Annotated in this window: 13 protein-coding genes; 6 read left to right on the top strand and 7 right to left on the bottom strand. The window is 55.6% G+C overall.

Annotation, left to right across the window (positions count from 1 at the left end):
• The first annotated feature begins 8 nt into the window (after positions 1 to 8).
• Positions 9 to 2,399 carry a glucose/quinate/shikimate family membrane-bound PQQ-dependent dehydrogenase gene (locus tag HU143_RS18240; protein ID WP_000829727.1) on the top strand — a complete coding sequence of 797 codons (2,391 nt, stop codon included), beginning with the start codon at positions 9 to 11 and terminating at the stop codon, positions 2,397 to 2,399.
• Between the two features lie 77 nt (positions 2,400 to 2,476).
• On the opposite strand, the gene cueO is transcribed toward HU143_RS18240, so the two are convergent.
• On the bottom strand, positions 2,477 to 4,087 hold the full coding sequence (cueO, locus tag HU143_RS18245; RefSeq protein WP_020839578.1) for a multicopper oxidase CueO: 1,611 nt from the start codon (positions 4,085 to 4,087) through the stop codon (positions 2,477 to 2,479).
• Between the two features lie 201 nt (positions 4,088 to 4,288).
• Here cueO and HU143_RS18250 point away from each other — a divergent pair, with 201 nt between their 5' ends.
• The 3 genes from HU143_RS18250 to speD all read left to right on the top strand — a co-directional run bounded on the left by HU143_RS18250 (position 4,289) and on the right by speD (position 6,418).
• On the top strand, positions 4,289 to 4,636 hold the full coding sequence (locus HU143_RS18250) for a YacC family pilotin-like protein (RefSeq protein WP_000846613.1): 348 nt from the start codon (positions 4,289 to 4,291) through the stop codon (positions 4,634 to 4,636).
• Between the two features lie 106 nt (positions 4,637 to 4,742).
• Entirely contained in the window at positions 4,743 to 5,603 is an 861-nt protein-coding gene (speE, locus tag HU143_RS18255) for a polyamine aminopropyltransferase (protein WP_023227638.1), read from the top strand.
• Positions 5,604 to 5,623: 20 nt separating this feature from the next.
• Positions 5,624 to 6,418, top strand: a complete 795-nt coding sequence (gene speD / locus HU143_RS18260) for an adenosylmethionine decarboxylase (RefSeq protein WP_000734294.1) — start codon at positions 5,624 to 5,626, stop codon at positions 6,416 to 6,418.
• Positions 6,419 to 6,447: 29 nt separating this feature from the next.
• On the opposite strand, the gene HU143_RS18265 is transcribed toward speD, so the two are convergent.
• From HU143_RS18265 to acnB, 6 genes are all read right to left on the bottom strand, one after another.
• On the bottom strand, positions 6,448 to 7,215 hold the full coding sequence (locus HU143_RS18265; protein ID WP_000678254.1) for a DeoR/GlpR family DNA-binding transcription regulator: 768 nt from the start codon (positions 7,213 to 7,215) through the stop codon (positions 6,448 to 6,450).
• A 9-nt stretch (positions 7,216 to 7,224) separates the two neighbouring features.
• Positions 7,225 to 8,208, bottom strand: a complete 984-nt coding sequence (locus tag HU143_RS18270) for a D-threonate 4-phosphate dehydrogenase (protein ID WP_000448745.1) — start codon at positions 8,206 to 8,208, stop codon at positions 7,225 to 7,227.
• Entirely contained in the window at positions 8,198 to 9,469 is a 1,272-nt protein-coding gene (dtnK, locus tag HU143_RS18275; protein ID WP_000782192.1) for a D-threonate kinase, read from the bottom strand. The genes HU143_RS18270 and dtnK overlap by 11 nt, the downstream gene beginning before the upstream one ends.
• A complete protein-coding gene (locus tag HU143_RS18280) occupies positions 9,466 to 10,419 on the bottom strand; it encodes a 2-keto-3-deoxygluconate permease 1 (RefSeq protein ID WP_051129186.1) in 954 nt (317 codons plus the stop codon). The genes dtnK and HU143_RS18280 overlap by 4 nt, the downstream gene beginning before the upstream one ends.
• Before the next feature lie 234 nt (positions 10,420 to 10,653).
• On the bottom strand, positions 10,654 to 11,016 hold the full coding sequence (gene yacL / locus HU143_RS18285; protein WP_000384308.1) for a protein YacL: 363 nt from the start codon (positions 11,014 to 11,016) through the stop codon (positions 10,654 to 10,656).
• A 188-nt stretch (positions 11,017 to 11,204) separates the two neighbouring features.
• A complete protein-coding gene (acnB, locus tag HU143_RS18290) occupies positions 11,205 to 13,802 on the bottom strand; it encodes a bifunctional aconitate hydratase 2/2-methylisocitrate dehydratase (RefSeq protein WP_023227639.1) in 2,598 nt (865 codons plus the stop codon).
• Between the two features lie 388 nt (positions 13,803 to 14,190).
• Here acnB and HU143_RS18295 point away from each other — a divergent pair, with 388 nt between their 5' ends.
• Together HU143_RS18295 and HU143_RS18300 are read left to right on the top strand one after the other, a co-directional pair.
• Positions 14,191 to 15,816 (top strand): DUF3300 domain-containing protein, encoded by a 1,626-nt coding sequence (locus tag HU143_RS18295; protein WP_023227640.1) that lies wholly within the window; start codon positions 14,191 to 14,193, stop codon positions 15,814 to 15,816.
• 12 nt (positions 15,817 to 15,828) lie between these two features.
• A complete protein-coding gene (locus HU143_RS18300; RefSeq protein ID WP_000757452.1) occupies positions 15,829 to 16,620 on the top strand; it encodes a DUF2950 family protein in 792 nt (263 codons plus the stop codon).
• Positions 16,621 to 16,651: the final 31 nt, after the last annotated feature.

Genomic DNA, 16,651 nt, shown 5'->3' on the forward strand with positions numbered 1-16,651 from the left:
GTCTTTTTATGGCAGAAAATAACGCACGATCGCCACGATTACTCGTGACGCTGACGGCCCTCTTTGCAGCACTTTGTGGGCTGTATCTTCTTATCGGAGGTGTCTGGCTGGTTGCTATTGGCGGTTCCTGGTACTACCCCATCGCGGGCCTCGTGATGCTGGTTGTGGCCGGATTGCTATGGCGCAGTAAACGTGCCGCGCTGTGGCTGTATGCCGCCCTGCTGCTGGCGACAATGATTTGGGGCGTGTGGGAAGTCGGGTTCGACTTCTGGGCGCTCACGCCGCGTAGCGATATCCTGGTGTTTTTCGGCATCTGGCTAATATTGCCGTTTGTCTGGCATCGGCTGGTGGTTCCTTCCAGCGGCGCAGTGGCGGCACTGGTCGTGGCGCTGCTGATTAGCGGCGGCATTCTGACCTGGGCTGGCTTCAACGACCCGCAGGAGATCAACGGTACGCTTCGCGCCGACGCCACGCCCGCCGCAACAAGCTCGTCGATCGCCGACGAAGACTGGCCGGCCTATGGACGTAATCAGGAAGGCCAACGCTATTCGCCGCTGAAACAGATCACTGCGGATAACGTTCACCAACTGAAAGAAGCGTGGGTCTTCCGCACCGGCGATCTGAAACAACCCAACGATCCGGGCGAAATCACCAACGAAGTGACCCCGATTAAAGTCGGCGATACGCTTTATCTGTGTACAGCTCACCAGCGTCTGTTCGCGCTGGACGCCGCCAGCGGTAAAGAGAAGTGGCATTTTGATCCTCAGTTGAAGACCGATTCGTCTTTCCAGCATGTGACCTGCCGCGGCGTCTCTTATCATGAGGCCAAAGCGGATACCGCCTCGCCGGAGGTCATCGCCGACTGTCCGCGCCGCATTATCCTCCCGGTCAACGACGGTCGCCTTTTCGCGGTGAATGCCGAAACCGGCAAGCTGTGTGAAACCTTCGCCAACAAAGGCGTCCTGAATCTGCAAACCAATATGCCGGATACCACGCCGGGACTGTATGAACCGACGTCGCCGCCGATTATCACCGATAAAACGATTGTCATTGCCGGTTCGGTCACGGATAACTTCTCTACTCGCGAAACGTCCGGCGTTATCCGTGGTTTTGATGTTAATAGCGGTAAACTACTGTGGGCCTTCGATCCTGGGGCGAAAGATCCGAACGCGATTCCAGCCGATGAGCACGCTTTTACCTTTAACTCGCCGAACTCCTGGGCGCCTGCCGCCTATGATGCGAAACTGGATCTGGTCTATCTGCCGATGGGCGTGACCACGCCGGATATCTGGGGCGGTAACCGCACGCCGGAGCAGGAACGTTATGCCAGCTCCATCCTGGCGCTGAATGCCACCACCGGGAAACTGGCCTGGAGTTATCAGACCGTCCATCACGATCTGTGGGATATGGACCTGCCGGCACAGCCGACGCTGGCGGATATTACCGTTGACGGTACTACCGTTCCGGTTATCTATGCGCCAGCGAAAACCGGTAATATCTTTGTGCTGGACAGACGTAATGGCGAGCTGGTCGTGCCCGCTCCGGAAAAACCGGTCCCGCAGGGCGCGGCAAAAGGCGATTATGTCGCCAAAACTCAGCCGTTCTCTGATTTAACCTTCCGCCCGAAAAAAGATCTCTCCGGCGCGGATATGTGGGGCGCGACCATGTTCGACCAACTGGTGTGCCGCGTTATGTTCCACCAGTTGCGCTATGAAGGTATCTTCACCCCGCCATCCGAGCAGGGGACATTGGTCTTCCCTGGCAACCTGGGGATGTTTGAATGGGGCGGTATTTCCGTCGATCCAGACCGTCAGGTCGCTATCGCTAACCCGATGGCGCTGCCGTTTGTCTCGAAGCTGATCCCACGCGGCCCGGGTAATCCAATGGAACCGCCGAAAGACGCGAAAGGTACCGGTACAGAAGCGGGTATTCAGCCGCAGTACGGCGTACCGTTCGGCGTCACGCTGAATCCGTTCCTTTCACCGTTTGGCCTGCCGTGTAAACAACCGGCCTGGGGCTATATTTCCGCGTTGGATCTGAAGACCAATGAAATCGTGTGGAAGAAACGTATAGGGACGCCGCGCGACAGTATGCCGTTTCCGATGCCGGTTCCGGTGCCGTTCAACATGGGAATGCCCATGCTGGGCGGGCCAATCTCAACCGCCGGTAACGTGCTGTTTATCGCCGCGACCGCCGACAACTACCTGCGCGCTTATAACATGAGCAACGGGGAAAAACTGTGGCAGGGACGTTTACCCGCCGGAGGCCAGGCAACGCCGATGACCTATGAGGTAAACGGTAAGCAGTACGTGGTCGTTTCTGCCGGAGGCCACGGTTCGTTTGGTACGAAGATGGGCGACTATATCGTGGCCTATGCTTTGCCTGACGACGCGAAATAACCATTAATGCCCGGCGTACGCCGGGCATTGTGCCGGGTAGCGGTTTCGCCTTACCCGGCCTGCGTCGGAGACATCGGTCAGACCGTAAATCCTAACATCATTCCCGTATCTTCATGTTCTAACAGATGACAGTGCGCCATATAGGCATGTTCCTTCGGCGCGTCGTGATCGAACTTGACCAGCACTTCGCTGATACCGCCCTCAACGCGTACTGTATCCTTCCAGCCCGTTCTGTGCGCCGCTGGCGCTTTGCCGTTCTCTGACAAAATACGGAACTGGGTGCCGTGAATATGGAAAGGATGCAGCATCATGTCACCCACGCCGGAAATCACCCAACGTTCATGTCGGCCTTTTTGCGCCGCGAACATCGGTTTATTCATATCGAAGACCTGGCCGTTGATAAAGTTAGCGTTATGGAAGTCGAATTTTCCGCCGTGATTCATATTGCCCATTGCGCCATGATTCATCCCGCTGTGATCCATGTTGCCATGATCCATCTCGCCATGCCCCATATTGCCGCCCTGCATATGCGCGTTCATGCTGTCATGATCCATGCCGCTCATCGCCTGAGCGCCATATTTCTTCATCAGCATTTGCATCCCCATCATATCAAGGCGCGGGTCCATCGACAGTTTCAGGTTGCGCACCGTCAGCCCTTCCAGCGACGGCAGCGCCGGCATCGTCGTCAACGTATCCGGCAGCGTACCGGAGGCGGTAATCCGCAGCGGCTGGATACGCATCACCGGATGCGGTTTATCAAACGGAGCGATCGCCATTCCCATCTGGCTGACCGGCAGGGTCACCAGATCAAAGGCTTTCCCGTCGCTGATATCCACCAGCACTTCAAAACGCTCGCCCATTAATAACGGCAGTTCGGTGACTTTCACCGGCTCCGCCAGCAGGCCGCCGTCGCTGGCGATCACATAAAGCGGACGATTATCGCTGGCGGCGATTTTCAGCGAACGCGCATTACAGCCATTTAGCAAGCGCAGACGTAGCCAGCCTTTCGGTGCGGAATGCTGCGGATAGATAGCGCCATTGGTCAGCAGCGTATCGCCAAACCAGCCGACGGCGGCGGTCATAATATCCAGTTGATAATCAATCTGGCCATCGGCGGAGAAGCGTTTGTCCTGAATGATCACCGGCACATCGTCGATGCCCCACTGTTTCGGCAGGCGCAATTTGCGAATCTCGTCATCTTCAATCAGCACCAGTCCGGCAAGGCCCATCGCCACCTGGCGCCCGGTTTTGCCGTGTTTATGTGGATGAATCCAGCAGGTCGCGGCGCGTTGCTGCGGCGTAAACGTCACCGTGCGGGTTCCGCCTGCGGGAATAATCCCCTGCGGACCGCCGTCGACGATGCCTGGAATCTCCAGACCATGCCAGTGAAGCGTCGTGTCTTCGGCCAGTTGGTTATGGATATCAACGGTCACGCTTTTTCCTTTGTGAAGCTGTACCGCTGGCCCCAGCAAATTACCGTTGTAGCCCCAGGTTGTCGCGTTCTTACCGGCGAATGTCGACTGTCCGGCTTTAACAATTAACTGCATACGGTTGCTCGCATCTGCCGTTAACAGGTCAGGAATAGGCAACGCGGGACGTTCGGCGGCAAAAGCGGCGCGGCTCCACAGCGGCAGCGCTGATGCAACCCCCAGCGCCACTGAATATTTTAAGAAATCACGGCGTAACATAATCATTTCCTTATAATGAACAGGCGGGTGTCTAAGCTTAGACCCTGCCCTAACGGGAAGGTCAAGCCAGCAACACGTCTTTACCGTTCCTGACAGCAATACAACAAGAATGAAAACGCCGCGACCAATCCTGATAATAAAAGTCGTCGCTACGTTCTCAGTATGCTAACGTTGACTTTCCCTGATGCCGTGGTAGAAGCAATGAAGACGTTTTTCAGACCCGTGTTGTTTGGCAGCCTGATGGCCTTATGCGCAAATAGCTATGCGCTTACTGAATCCGAAGCTGAAGATATGGCCGATTTAACGGCGGTTTTCGTTTTTCTGAAAAATGACTGTGGTTACCAAAATTTACCCAACAGTCAGATTCGCCGTGCGCTGGTCTTTTTTGCCCAGCAAAATCAGTGGGACCTGAGTAACTACGACACCTTCGATATGAAATCGTTGGGCGAAGACAGCTACCGCGATCTTAGCGGCATCGGTATTCCGGTCGCTAAAAAATGCAAAGCTCTGGCCCGCGATTCTCTGAGCCTGTTAGCCTACGTTAAATAATCCTCCGCGATCCTATTGCTGAAATAATGACCGTGCATCCACGGTCATTGTTAGCTATGATGTTGCGCCCTTTTTTTACGGGTGTTAACAATGGAGGTATCAGCCAATGGCCGAAAATACGATGTGGCATGAAACGCTACACGACCAGTTTGGTCAGTACTTTGCCGTAGACAACGTTCTGTATCATGAAAAAACCGATCACCAGGATTTAATCATCTTTGAAAACGCCGCTTTTGGCCGCGTGATGGCGCTGGACGGCGTGGTACAGACCACCGAACGCGACGAGTTTATTTATCATGAAATGATGACCCACGTCCCGCTGCTGGCGCACGGTCATGCGAAACACGTTCTGATTATCGGCGGCGGCGACGGCGCAATGCTACGTGAAGTTACCCGGCATAAAAACGTCGAAACCATCACCATGATAGAGATAGACGCTGGCGTAGTCTCGTTTTGCCGCCAGTATTTACCCAACCACAATGCCGGCAGCTACGACGATCCGCGCTTTACGCTAGTGATCGACGACGGCGTGAATTTCGTCAATCAGACCCATCAGACCTTTGATGTGATCATTTCCGACTGTACCGATCCGATAGGCCCCGGCGAAAGCCTGTTTACCTCCGCCTTTTATGAAGGCTGTAAGCGTTGCCTGAATCCGGGCGGCATTTTTGTCGCCCAGAACGGCGTGTGCTTCCTGCAACAGGATGAAGCGCTCGACAGCCACCGCAAGCTGAGTCATTACTTCAGCGATGTCGGCTTCTACCAGGCGGCGATTCCGACCTATTACGGCGGCATCATGACCTTCGCCTGGGCGACGGACAACGACGCTCTTCGTCACCTGTCGAGTGAAATTATTCAGGCGCGTTTTCATGCCGCCGGCCTCAAATGTCGCTATTACAACCCGGCTATTCATGCCGCTGCATTTGCGCTACCGCAATATCTACATGACGCACTGTCCGCACAGTGATGTTAAGGAGGTGATAAAAATTGAAAAAGCTGAAACTGCATGGCTTTAACAATCTGACGAAAAGCCTGAGTTTTTGTATTTACGATATCTGCTACGCCAAAACCGCAGAAGAGCGCGATGGCTATATCGCCTATATCGATGAACTCTATAACGCCAACCGACTGACCGAGATCCTGTCGGAGACCTGCTCCATTATCGGCGCGAACATCCTGAACATCGCCCGTCAGGATTATGAACCCCAGGGCGCCAGCGTCACGATTCTGGTGAGCGAAGAGCCAGTCGACCCGAAACTTATCGATCAAACCGAACATCCCGGCCCGCTGCCGGAAACCGTGGTGGCGCACCTCGATAAGAGCCATATCTGTGTGCATACCTATCCGGAAAGCCATCCGGAAGGCGGGCTATGCACCTTTCGCGCCGACATCGAAGTGTCAACCTGCGGGGTGATTTCACCGCTAAAAGCGCTCAATTACCTGATCCACCAGCTAGAGTCCGATATTGTCACCATCGATTACCGCGTGCGCGGCTTTACGCGCGACGTCAACGGTATGAAGCACTTTATCGATCATGAGATTAATTCTATTCAGAATTTTATGTCGGAAGATATGAAGTCGCTGTATGACATGGTGGATGTAAACGTGTATCAGGAAAATATTTTCCATACCAAGATGCTGCTTAAAGAGTTCGATCTTAAGCACTACATGTTTCACACCAAACCGGAAGATCTCACTGAAACCGAACGCCAGCAGATCACCGCCGCGCTGTGGAAAGAGATGCGCGAGATTTACTACGGCCGCAATATTTCTGCGGTCTGATTCACCACTGGCAGCGCCTGACGGCGCTGTCACTCCGGCTGCACCAGCGTTAGCGCAAAAGCGCGCCCTTTCAGTTCAACCTGCGCAGACGGCGGCAGATTGACGTCGGTAATCACATCATTAAAGCGCTCAAGCGGCACCACATTAAAGAGCGAATGCGCGCCATACTTACTGCTGTCCGCCAGCAACACTTTGCGCTGCGCATTAGCAATAATCTCCTGTTTAAGCCCGGCCTTATCTTCCGTTGGGGTCGTCACGCCCGTTTTTACCCCCCATGAATTACAGCTCATAAACGCGATGTTCGGATAAACGCTGCGCAACAGCTTGCGCCCATGCTCACCGATACAGGACTGACTGCTGTCATCGATACGACCGCCGACAATCGTCACTTCAATTTGCCGGAACTCAGCTAAAAACAGCGCAATATGCAGATCGACGGTGATGACCCGCAGCGGAAGATGGGTTAAACATTTCGCCAGTTCCATCATTGTCGTACCGGCATCCAGCACGACGGCATCGCCAGCATTGACCAGCGATGCGGCAACGCGTGCAATCGCCCGTTTTTCAGCGGGCGATCGCAGTTGTTTTTCATTGGTGGTGGGCTGGGCGGGTTCAAAACGCCGCAGCGCCACGCCGCCATGACTACGGCTGATCACGCCCTGCTCATCCAGCTTGATCAAATCGCGACGGATAGTGGCTGGCGATGCGTCAACCGCCTCAACCAGCTGTTCTACCGTAACCAGCGTATGATTTTTCAGATACGCCACAATGAGATCCAGACGGTGTTGTCCTTTCATAACAGGGAATTATGCCAGTTGCATTGCCAGTTTGATCGATACGGCCATGCTCTCAGATTTTGCTTTTCCCGTCCAGGCGATATCAAATGCGGTGCCATGATCGGCAGAAGTCCGGATAAACGGCAGCCCTGCGGTGATATTCACGCCATCATAAAAGCCAAGCAATTTCAACGGAATATGCCCCTGGTCATGATACATCGCCACCACCATATCATACTGCCCCTCATAAGCCTGGAGAAATACAGTATCCGGCGGGCACGGCCCATAAACGTCCATACCTTTTGCGCGGGCATCGGTAATGGCTGGCGTCAGGATACGCGTCTCTTCATCGCCAAACAGGCCATTCTCGCCCGCATGAGGATTCACGCCTGCCACGGCGATACGCGGTTTAACGTAACCCACACGCTTGAGGAAAGTATCAGCAATACCAATCACCGTTTCGACACGCGCGGTACTTAACGTATCAAGGAATTTACGCAGCGCGATATGCGTTGAAACGTGAATCACTTTTAGTTTATCGGTGTAAAGTACCATCGCGTAATCGCGGCTATGGGTCAGGGTCGCGAGCAGCTCGGTATGGCCCGGATAGTTGTGCCCCGCCAGGTGCAGCGCCTCTTTATTCAGCGGCGCGGTAGCGATAGCCTGTACGTCGCCCCGTAACGCTAACTCGGTGGCGCGCTTCACGCAGCGATACGCTAAATCCCCCGCCTGCGCCTGAACTTTCCCGGCCTCCAGCGCCTCCGGCTGCGCCAGCGGCTCATCAATCACATGAATGATGCCGGGCGCAAAACGCGCTTCGGCGACCCGTTCAATGGCCCGTAACTCGACGTTCGGCGTGATGCCCTTCGCCTGTAAACGTTTCAACGTTGCGAGGCATCCAATAACCACCAGCGGCGCGCCGTTGAGACCGTCTTCACTTAGCGCTTTAACAATAATTTCCGGCCCAATGCCCGCTGGATCGCCCATGGTAATGGCAACGGTTTTAGTCTCCACAATACATCTCCTCAATATAATAAAGCGCGTCACACAACGTACTGTCTGAACCGAATCCGCCCGCTTTGGTAATGACCGGCAGATCGTCAATTTCGCTGTTTACAAACGTTCCACAGGGAATACAGGGCGCCACCTCGCTCTGAATGCGATAACCTTCAGCGCCAAGCGCGCCGGCGACGGCGGTAGCGATATCGCCGCCGGTCAGAAACAGCCCGCCAATCCGCGCCTGCTCGATAATGTTTAACGTGACGACGCCAAGCCGCTGGCTCAGTCGCTCGCCCAATTGCTGACGGCTCATCGCGGATTTTTCGCACAGCGCGTCGATTAGCTGTCGATCTTCTGCGCGACGGCTGGTGCGTAAAATCGTATGTCGATGCTGACTTAACAGCGCGCAGGCCTGCTCTACGACAGACGCGATTTCCTGCTCCGCGCTATCCGACACCATGCGCGCGGCATCAATATCCACGACCTCCGCACGTCCCCGGCACAGCGCATTATCCACCTGACGTCGCGTGGCTTCGCTCATCGAACCGGCCACCACCAGTACCGGCAGCCGCTGCCGGTCTTGCATAAAAAGTTCAACCGGCAACGCATTCGCCAGACCCGCTGCGCCGACGAGCAGCGGCATCGACGGTTGTTCACACGCCGCTTGCGCAATCAACGTCAGGTCCCGCTCTTCCACCGCATCCACGACGATAATCCCTTCGCCCTCAGCCGCATAAGCCGTAAGTAAGGCGCTTAACCCGCCGCGTCGGACATCCTGCAAAAAGACTTCATACACAGGGATCTCACTTTGCAACGCCACTATCTCGGCAATACGGGAAGAGACAATGGGCGTTTTCGGATCGCTGGCAAATTCGGTTTCCAGTAGCGGGACGCCATTAACCAGACATTTTCCTTCAAGCGTCGTGCGTCCGGCCGCAGGGATCGCGGCGGCGATAACGGCCAGTTTTCGCTGACTGGCGCGCATGGCCGCCGTCACTTCGGCGCCGATATTACCGCGAAATGTGGAGTCGATTTTTTTGTACACCAGCGGCGCTGGCGATGTCTCACACCACGGGGAAAGCGCGGCATAAACGGCAGATGCCGCCTGATCTGCGGGCATCGCCCGGCTTTCGGTGTTAATGACTAACACATCGGCGCGGCGGGACGGTTTTTGCGACGCGCTCAACATGACTTCCGTTCTCGCCCCCTTCTTCGCCAGCTGGACGCCGGTATCATTCGATCCGGTAAAATCATCGGCGATAACTATCATTTTCATGCGTTTTTCTCCAAAGAAGCCTGACGCGCCTGTTTTTTCGCAACCCAGGAGGTCAACACTGGCGTCAGGATTGCCGTGGTGATCACCGAGGCGGCAATCAGCGGAGCGGCAGCAGCGGCCACCTCGGCGAGCGAAGGGTCGGCCTGCGCAATAGCCAGCGGCGTCGCAACGGCATTACCCGCGGTGCTGGAGGCCGCCGCCCCGGCAATGCCAGTTCCGCCAACCAGACGATCTGCGCGAATATTAAAGAAACCGCCAACGAACGTTGTCAGCACGCCGAGCAGAATTCCGGCAAGTCCGCCTTGCAGTAACATTTCCAGGTTGATGCCCGCCCCCAGCGCAAAAGCAAAGAAAGGAATGAGCAGCGGGCCGCCTTTGGTCAAAAAATCGCGCATATGAGGATCAAGATTGCCGAGGATCATGCCGACAACCAGCGGAACCAGCACCGCCACCAGCGCCATAATGGGAATGTTCGCCATCCCTGCCGCGCCCAGCGCAATCATCGTAAAGAAAGGGCCATCATTAAGAGACAAAATAGAGATAGCGCCGACGTCGCGCTCATTGCCGAATTCGCCTACCAGCGCAGCATAAAGTCCGCCATTTGAATTGCTCATCGCCGCGATAATCGCCACGCCGCTCAGGCCAAAAATACCCTCCGCGCCGAAAAGATGCTCCACGCCCAGGCCAATCCCGATGGCGACAAGCAACTTAGTGAGCGTAATCGTCCCGCCCTGCAATAACGCCTGGGGCGCGGCTTTCACACTGATACCGGCTCCCATACACAGCAGAAAAGCGCCAATTAGCGGCGCCGCGCCGTTTTTAAATAAGGCGGTGGTAAAACCGCCGATCTCAAGCGCCTGCGGGGCGAAGGTGTTAATGACTGCGCCAATAACGAGCGGTACGACCATCATGCCGCCGGGTACGCGCTCTATTTCTTTTTTGATGTTCATGGTCTTACCGCCTGTTGCTTGTTGTGATTGAATAAAATCATAACGATTATATTCAATCAAATTAAGATCACAAACGCGCCAGATCACAGTTTTAAAATGATTAATAAAAATCAAAAAATCATTCTGCTATAAAAAAGCCGGGATACTCCCGGCTGGAATGTTTGGCGACTTCGTTTCCGCTACCGCCCCCAACTGTCCGTCGACTGGCGTTGTGGGACAATAACGAAGAGAGGGTCAGGCTTTACTGACGAATTCCCGATACGCGGCGACGACCCGCAGAAAATCCTCCATGCCGCACAGGGATAAACTCTCTTCATCGTAATAACTCATCCCCTCTTCCATCTCATCGCCGGAAAAATCCAGCTGATTGGCGCGAATCATCACTTCTTCGCCGTCCATCCAGATCGTGTATTCATGCCCTGCTCGTTGCCAGGAGCGTTCGCTGCCTTTGACCGTACGCGCGGCTTGTTCTACTTCATCCAGTAGCGAGAGGTTGTCTTTAACCTCTTCATTAAACCAGTGACCGACCACCTCGTGGCCCATCGACATTCGTACTTTTACCCCTCCGGTAACGTCGCGCAGAAATTCGTAATCCATAATTGTTTTCCTCTGCAAAGCCCTTACAGTCATTATCGCAGCAGCGGAGAAGAAAAAAAGCGGGAACAGCAGGCGGAATGAAAATAAAAACCCACCGCAGTTGCGATGGGTTTTGTAGGCCCGGTAAGCGTAGCCGCCACCGGGCAATAAGAGGCGTAGGCATGGTAAGCCTGACGCCGTCAGGCAAATTAAACCGCAGTCTGGAAAATCACGCCGTCCGCTTTCTCGGTGTACTGAGAAAGCTGGTCGAAGTTCAGATAACGGTAGGTATCCACCGCCGTCTTATCCACCTGCGCCACAAAGGTCTGGTACTCTTCCGGCGTCGGCAGTTTGCCAATAAGCGCTGCAACCGCCGCCAGCTCCGCAGAAGCCAGGAAGACGTTCGCACCGGTACCTAAACGGTTCGGGAAGTTACGGGTTGAAGTCGAGACGACCGTCGCACCGTCGGCTACACGCGCCTGGTTACCCATACACAGGGAACAGCCTGGGATCTCAATACGCGCACCGCTCTTACCAAACACGCTGTAGTAGCCTTCTTCGGTGAGCTGCGCGGCGTCCATACGGGTTGGCGGCGCCACCCACAGGCGGGTTGGCAACTGGCCTTTGTGGCTATCCAGCAGCTTACCAGCCGCGCGGAAGTGGCCGATGTTGGTCATGCAGGAACCGATGAACACTTCGTCGATCTTCTCGCCCTGCACGTCAGACAGCAGACGCGCGTCGTCCGGATCGTTCGGCGCACACAGGATTGGCTCTTTGATATCCGCCAGATCGATGTCGATCACCGCTGCGTATTCCGCGTCAGCATCGGCTTCCAGCAGCTGCGGGTCCGCCAGCCATTTTTCCATGCCCTGGATACGGCGTTCCAGCGTACGACGGTCGCCGTAGCCTTCGGCGATCATCCACTTCAGCAGGACGATGTTGGAGGTCAGGTATTCAATGATAGGCTCTTTGTTCAGCTTGATGGTACAACCGGCAGCGGAACGCTCGGCAGAAGCATCGGTCAGCTCAAACGCCTGCTCCACTTTCAGATCCGGCAGACCTTCGATTTCCAGGATGCGGCCAGAGAAGATGTTTTTCTTGCCTTTCTTCTCAACGGTCAGCAGGCCCTGTTTGATGGCGTACAGCGGGATGGCGTGTACCAGATCGCGCAGGGTGATGCCCGGCTGCATTTTGCCTTTGAAGCGCACCAGCACCGATTCCGGCATATCCAGCGGCATCACGCCGGTCGCGGCGGCAAACGCCACCAGGCCTGAGCCCGCCGGGAAGGAGATACCGATCGGGAAACGGGTATGGGAGTCACCGCCGGTACCGACGGTATCCGGCAGCAGCATACGGTTCAGCCAGGAGTGGATCACGCCGTCGCCCGGACGCAGAGAGACACCGCCGCGGTTCATAATGAAGTCTGGCAGCGTGTGGTGCGTGGTGACGTCAACCGGCTTCGGATAGGCTGCGGTGTGACAGAACGACTGCATGACCAGATCGGCGGAGAATCCCAGACAGGCCAGGTCTTTCAGCTCGTCGCGGGTCATCGGGCCGGTAGTATCCTGAGAACCGACGGAGGTCATTTTCGGTTCGCAGTACGCGCCCGGACGGATACCTTTCACACCACAGGCGCGACCGACCATTTTCTGTGCCAGCGAGAAGCCACGGCTGCTTTCCGCCACGTCTTTTGCCTGACGGAAAACGTCTGAGTGCGGCAGCCCCAGCGCTTCACGCGCTTTGGTGGTCAGGCCACGGCCGATAATCAGCGGAATACGACCACCGGCACGCACTTCGTCGATCAGCACGTCGGTTTTCAGTTCGAAGGTTGCCAGCAGTTCGCCGGTTTCATGATTGCGCACTTCGCCTTTGTACGGGTAGACGTCAATCACATCGCCCATGTTCAGGTTAGAAACGTCAACTTCAATCGGCAGCGCGCCCGCATCTTCCATGGTGTTAAAGAAGATAGGCGCAATTTTGCCGCCAAGGCACAAACCGCCGCCGCGCTTATTCGGCACGTTCGGGATGTCATCGCCCATAAACCATAGCACGGAGTTGGTCGCGGATTTACGGGAAGAACCGGTGCCCACCACGTCACCCACGTAAGCCAGCGGGTAGCCTTTTTTCTGCAATGCTTCGATTTGTTTGATCGGGCCGACAACGCCTGGCTGATCCGGCTCAATGCCTTCACGGGCGTTTTTCAGCATCGCCTGCGCATGTAACGGGATATCCGGTCTCGACCACGCATCCGGCGCCGGAGAGAGATCGTCGGTATTCGTTTCGCCGGTCACTTTGAAAACGGTGACGGTGATTTTTTCCGCCAGCGGCGGACGGCTCAGGAACCATTCGGCGTCGGCCCAGGATTGCATCACCTGTTTGGCGTATTCATTGCCCGCTTTGGCTTTCTCTTCTACGTCGTAGAAGTTATCGAACATCAGCAGGGTATGGGACAGCGCTTTGGCCGCAATCGGCGCCAGTTTCACATCGTCCAGCGCATCAATCAGCGGATGAATGTTGTAACCACCCTGCATGGTGCCCAGCAGTTCAATGGCTTTTTCTGGGGAGACCAGCGGGGAGGTGGTGTCGCCTTTCGCGACAGCAGCGAGAAAACCGGCTTTAACATAAGCGGCTTCATCTACGCCAGGAGGAACGCGGTTGATCAACAGGTCTAACAGGAATTCTTCTTCGCCCACAGGCGGGGTCTTCAGCAGCTCGACAAGCGCAGCCATTTGGGTTGCGTCTAAAGGTTTCGGCACAATCCCCTGGGCAGCACGCTCAGCTACGTGCTTACGGTATTCTTCTAGCACGACGATATCTCCTCGCTCTCATTGTCATAATGCGGCGCTTTTGTTGATGGGCGATTCTCTTCACGCTCCTGTGAGACAGTAGTTAGTAGGGTAAATGCCCGGTACCGCATAGGGCACAATAACAGGATTTTCTTTAAGTGTTAATCTGTTTACAAAAAAGCAACATAAAAAAGTGGCTGAATCGTTAAGGATGGTCTAATGCTCTACTGAGACGGGAGCTGCAGCCATAAATGCTTACCTCATTTCGTGCTTTGATCGTCACGTAACGTTATCGATCCCAACATTAGCTAAAAATTAAACTATCGTCCCTTTATACTCACGCGAAACTGCACCCCGTCGGCGGCAGGCATAATGACCATAGCGATTCTCTGGAATCGGGAGAGATAAAATGACGTTGCCCTTTAAACCCCATCTCATTGCCCTTGTGTGCAGTGCCGGGTTATTTGCCGCTTCGGGCGTACTGTATGTTAAAAGCCGCGCTCCCGAAGCGCCCGCGCAGGCGGCGGCTCCCGCCCCTGAGACAACGCAGACCGCTGTGCCCGCGCCTGTCGCGAAAACGACCTTTACCACTGCGCAAATCGATCAATGGGTCGCGCCTGTCGCGCTTTATCCCGATGCCCTGCTTTCGCAGGTGCTCATGGCCTCCACCTACCCGGCGAACGTGGTTCAGGCCGTCCAGTGGTCGCGGGATAACCCCACGCTGCAGGGCGATGCCGCTATTCAGGCGGTGGCCAGCCAACCGTGGGACCCCAGCGTCAAATCGCTGGTCGCCTTTCCCCAGTTGATGGCGCTTATGGGCGAGAATCCGCAATGGGTGCAAAACCTGGGCGATGCGTTCTTAGCCCAGCCACAGGATGTGATGGATGCGGTGCAAAGGTTGCGTCTGCTCGCTCAACAAACCGGTTCGCTAAAATCAACGCCGCAGCAAACCGTCACCAGCGTGCCGAAGTCCAGCGCTTCTACCGCCGTCACGACAACAACCACCACCACATCCGCCAGTACGCCAGCAACACCGTCGACCGTCATCAAAATTGAACCCGCGAATCCGCAGGTGGTGTACGTGCCGAACTATAACCCCGCGACGGTGTATGGCGCCTGGCCCAATACCGCTTATCCGCCGGTGTATTTACCGCCCCCTCCGGGGCAGCAGTTTACCGACAGTTTTGTTAAAGGTTTTGGTTATAGTCTGGGCGTCGCCACCACCTATGCGTTGTTCAGCAGCATAGACTGGGATGACGACGATCATCACCACCATGACGACGACCATCATGATGATGATTACCATCATGGTGGTAACGGTTATCAACATAATGGCGATAATATCAACATCAATGTCAATAATTTCAACCGGATATCCGGGCAAAACCTGCCGGGCCAAACGATGGGCTGGCAGCATAATCCCGCCTGGCGCAATGGCGTCCCCTATCCGAATAATACCGTTGCGCAACGGTTCCATCCCACCAATGTTAGCGGCGGGTTAAGCGCAACGCAGCAAGCGCCAGTGTCTCGCGACAGTCAGCGCCAGGCGGCCATGGCGCAATTCCAACAGCGCAGCCATACATCACCCGCTAACCTGTCAGGCGAGACATCCCGCGACAGACAGCGCAAAGCGGCATCGCAGCAGTTAAATCAAATTGCCCAGCGTAATAATTACCGTGGCTATGACGGAACACAAAACAGCAGTCGTCGCGAGGCGGCGCAGCAGACACTGAATAAATCCACCACGCAGCAGCATCGTTCCGAGCTAAAGGCTAAAGCCCAGCAGCACCCTGTTTCACAACAGCAGAGAGACACCGCCCGCCAGCGTATTGAATCCTCTACGCCACAGCAGCGTCAGGCATTTCGCCAGAATATGCACGCCAATGTGTTTAGCGGGAACGACAGTCGATCGCCGTCATGGCAATCGCAACAGCTACGCGGCCTGGAAAGCCGTCGCGGCAGTCACTTGAACACCGAGCAACGCGCCGCCGCGCGGGAACATTTTTCTGAACATCATGAATTTCATCGCCGTTAACCGGAGCAGATAATGAAAAAGGTTATGTTAAGCGCTCTGTTACTGTCGTTACCCTTGCTGGGCTACGCGCAGGAACGGTTCCCCTCCCCGGAAGCGGCCGCCAGCGCCTTCGCCGCGGCGGTAGCCGGAAAAAACGAAACGCAGCTTACCGCGCTACTGGGCGATGACTGGCGGCAATTTCTGCCGCCGGAAGGTGCCGATCCCGAGGCCGTGGCCCGCTTCAATCGTGACTGGCGCGAAGGCCATCGCATTGTACAAAAAGACAATACGGCGCACCTGAATGTCGGACGAGAAGACTGGCAGCTCCCGGTGCCCATGGTGAAAGAGACTGGCGGCTGGCGCTTTGATATGGCGGCAGCCGGGAATGAGATCCTCACCCGTACTATTGGGCGAAATGAACTTTCTACCTTACAGGCCATGCATGCTTACGTTGATGCGCAGCAGGACTATTACTTACAAAACCATCGCTGGGCGCACAGGATAATCAGTAGCGAAGGCCAAAAAGATGGCCTGTACTGGCCAACCAAAGCAGGCGACGTCCCCAGTCCCTTAGGCCCAAACTTTAGCCCCGCAGCGCCAGACGAGGGTTACCACGGCTACCATTTCCGTATTATCAGCGATAACGACGGTCACGGCGCGGCGCTTCTGGCCTGGCCGATGCATTACGGCGAAACCGGGGTGATGAGTTTTATGGTCAACCAGGACGATCGTATTTATCAGGCGGATTTAGGCAAGGAGACGGAGAGTAAAGTTCAGGCTATCACGCGTTTTGCGCCAGACGCGCAGTGGCAGGTCGCCGAATAACCCGTAAGCGCCTGGCGTTATCGCCAGGCCA

This window comes from Salmonella sp. SJTUF14076, from assembly GCF_015534835.1.
In the GTDB taxonomy this organism is placed as follows: domain Bacteria; phylum Pseudomonadota; class Gammaproteobacteria; order Enterobacterales; family Enterobacteriaceae; genus Salmonella; species Salmonella enterica.

Bases quoted from the DNA above. Each gene is read 5' to 3' on its own strand.
- HU143_RS18300 (WP_000757452.1), top strand. From the start codon at position 15,829: ATGAAAAAGGTTATGTTAAGCGCTCTGTTACTGTCGTTACCCTTGCTG.
- HU143_RS18240 (WP_000829727.1), top strand. From the start codon at position 9: ATGGCAGAAAATAACGCACGATCGCCACGATTACTCGTGACGCTGACG.
- yacL (WP_000384308.1), bottom strand. From the start codon at position 11,016: ATGGATTACGAATTTCTGCGCGACGTTACCGGAGGGGTAAAAGTACGA.
- HU143_RS18280 (WP_051129186.1), bottom strand. From the start codon at position 10,419: ATGAACATCAAAAAAGAAATAGAGCGCGTACCCGGCGGCATGATGGTC.
- HU143_RS18250 (WP_000846613.1), top strand. From the start codon at position 4,289: ATGAAGACGTTTTTCAGACCCGTGTTGTTTGGCAGCCTGATGGCCTTA.
- HU143_RS18295 (WP_023227640.1), top strand. From the start codon at position 14,191: ATGACGTTGCCCTTTAAACCCCATCTCATTGCCCTTGTGTGCAGTGCC.
- speE (WP_023227638.1), top strand. From the start codon at position 4,743: ATGGCCGAAAATACGATGTGGCATGAAACGCTACACGACCAGTTTGGT.
- HU143_RS18265 (WP_000678254.1), bottom strand. From the start codon at position 7,215: ATGAAAGGACAACACCGTCTGGATCTCATTGTGGCGTATCTGAAAAAT.
- cueO (WP_020839578.1), bottom strand. From the start codon at position 4,087: ATGTTACGCCGTGATTTCTTAAAATATTCAGTGGCGCTGGGGGTTGCA.
- dtnK (WP_000782192.1), bottom strand. From the start codon at position 9,469: ATGAAAATGATAGTTATCGCCGATGATTTTACCGGATCGAATGATACC.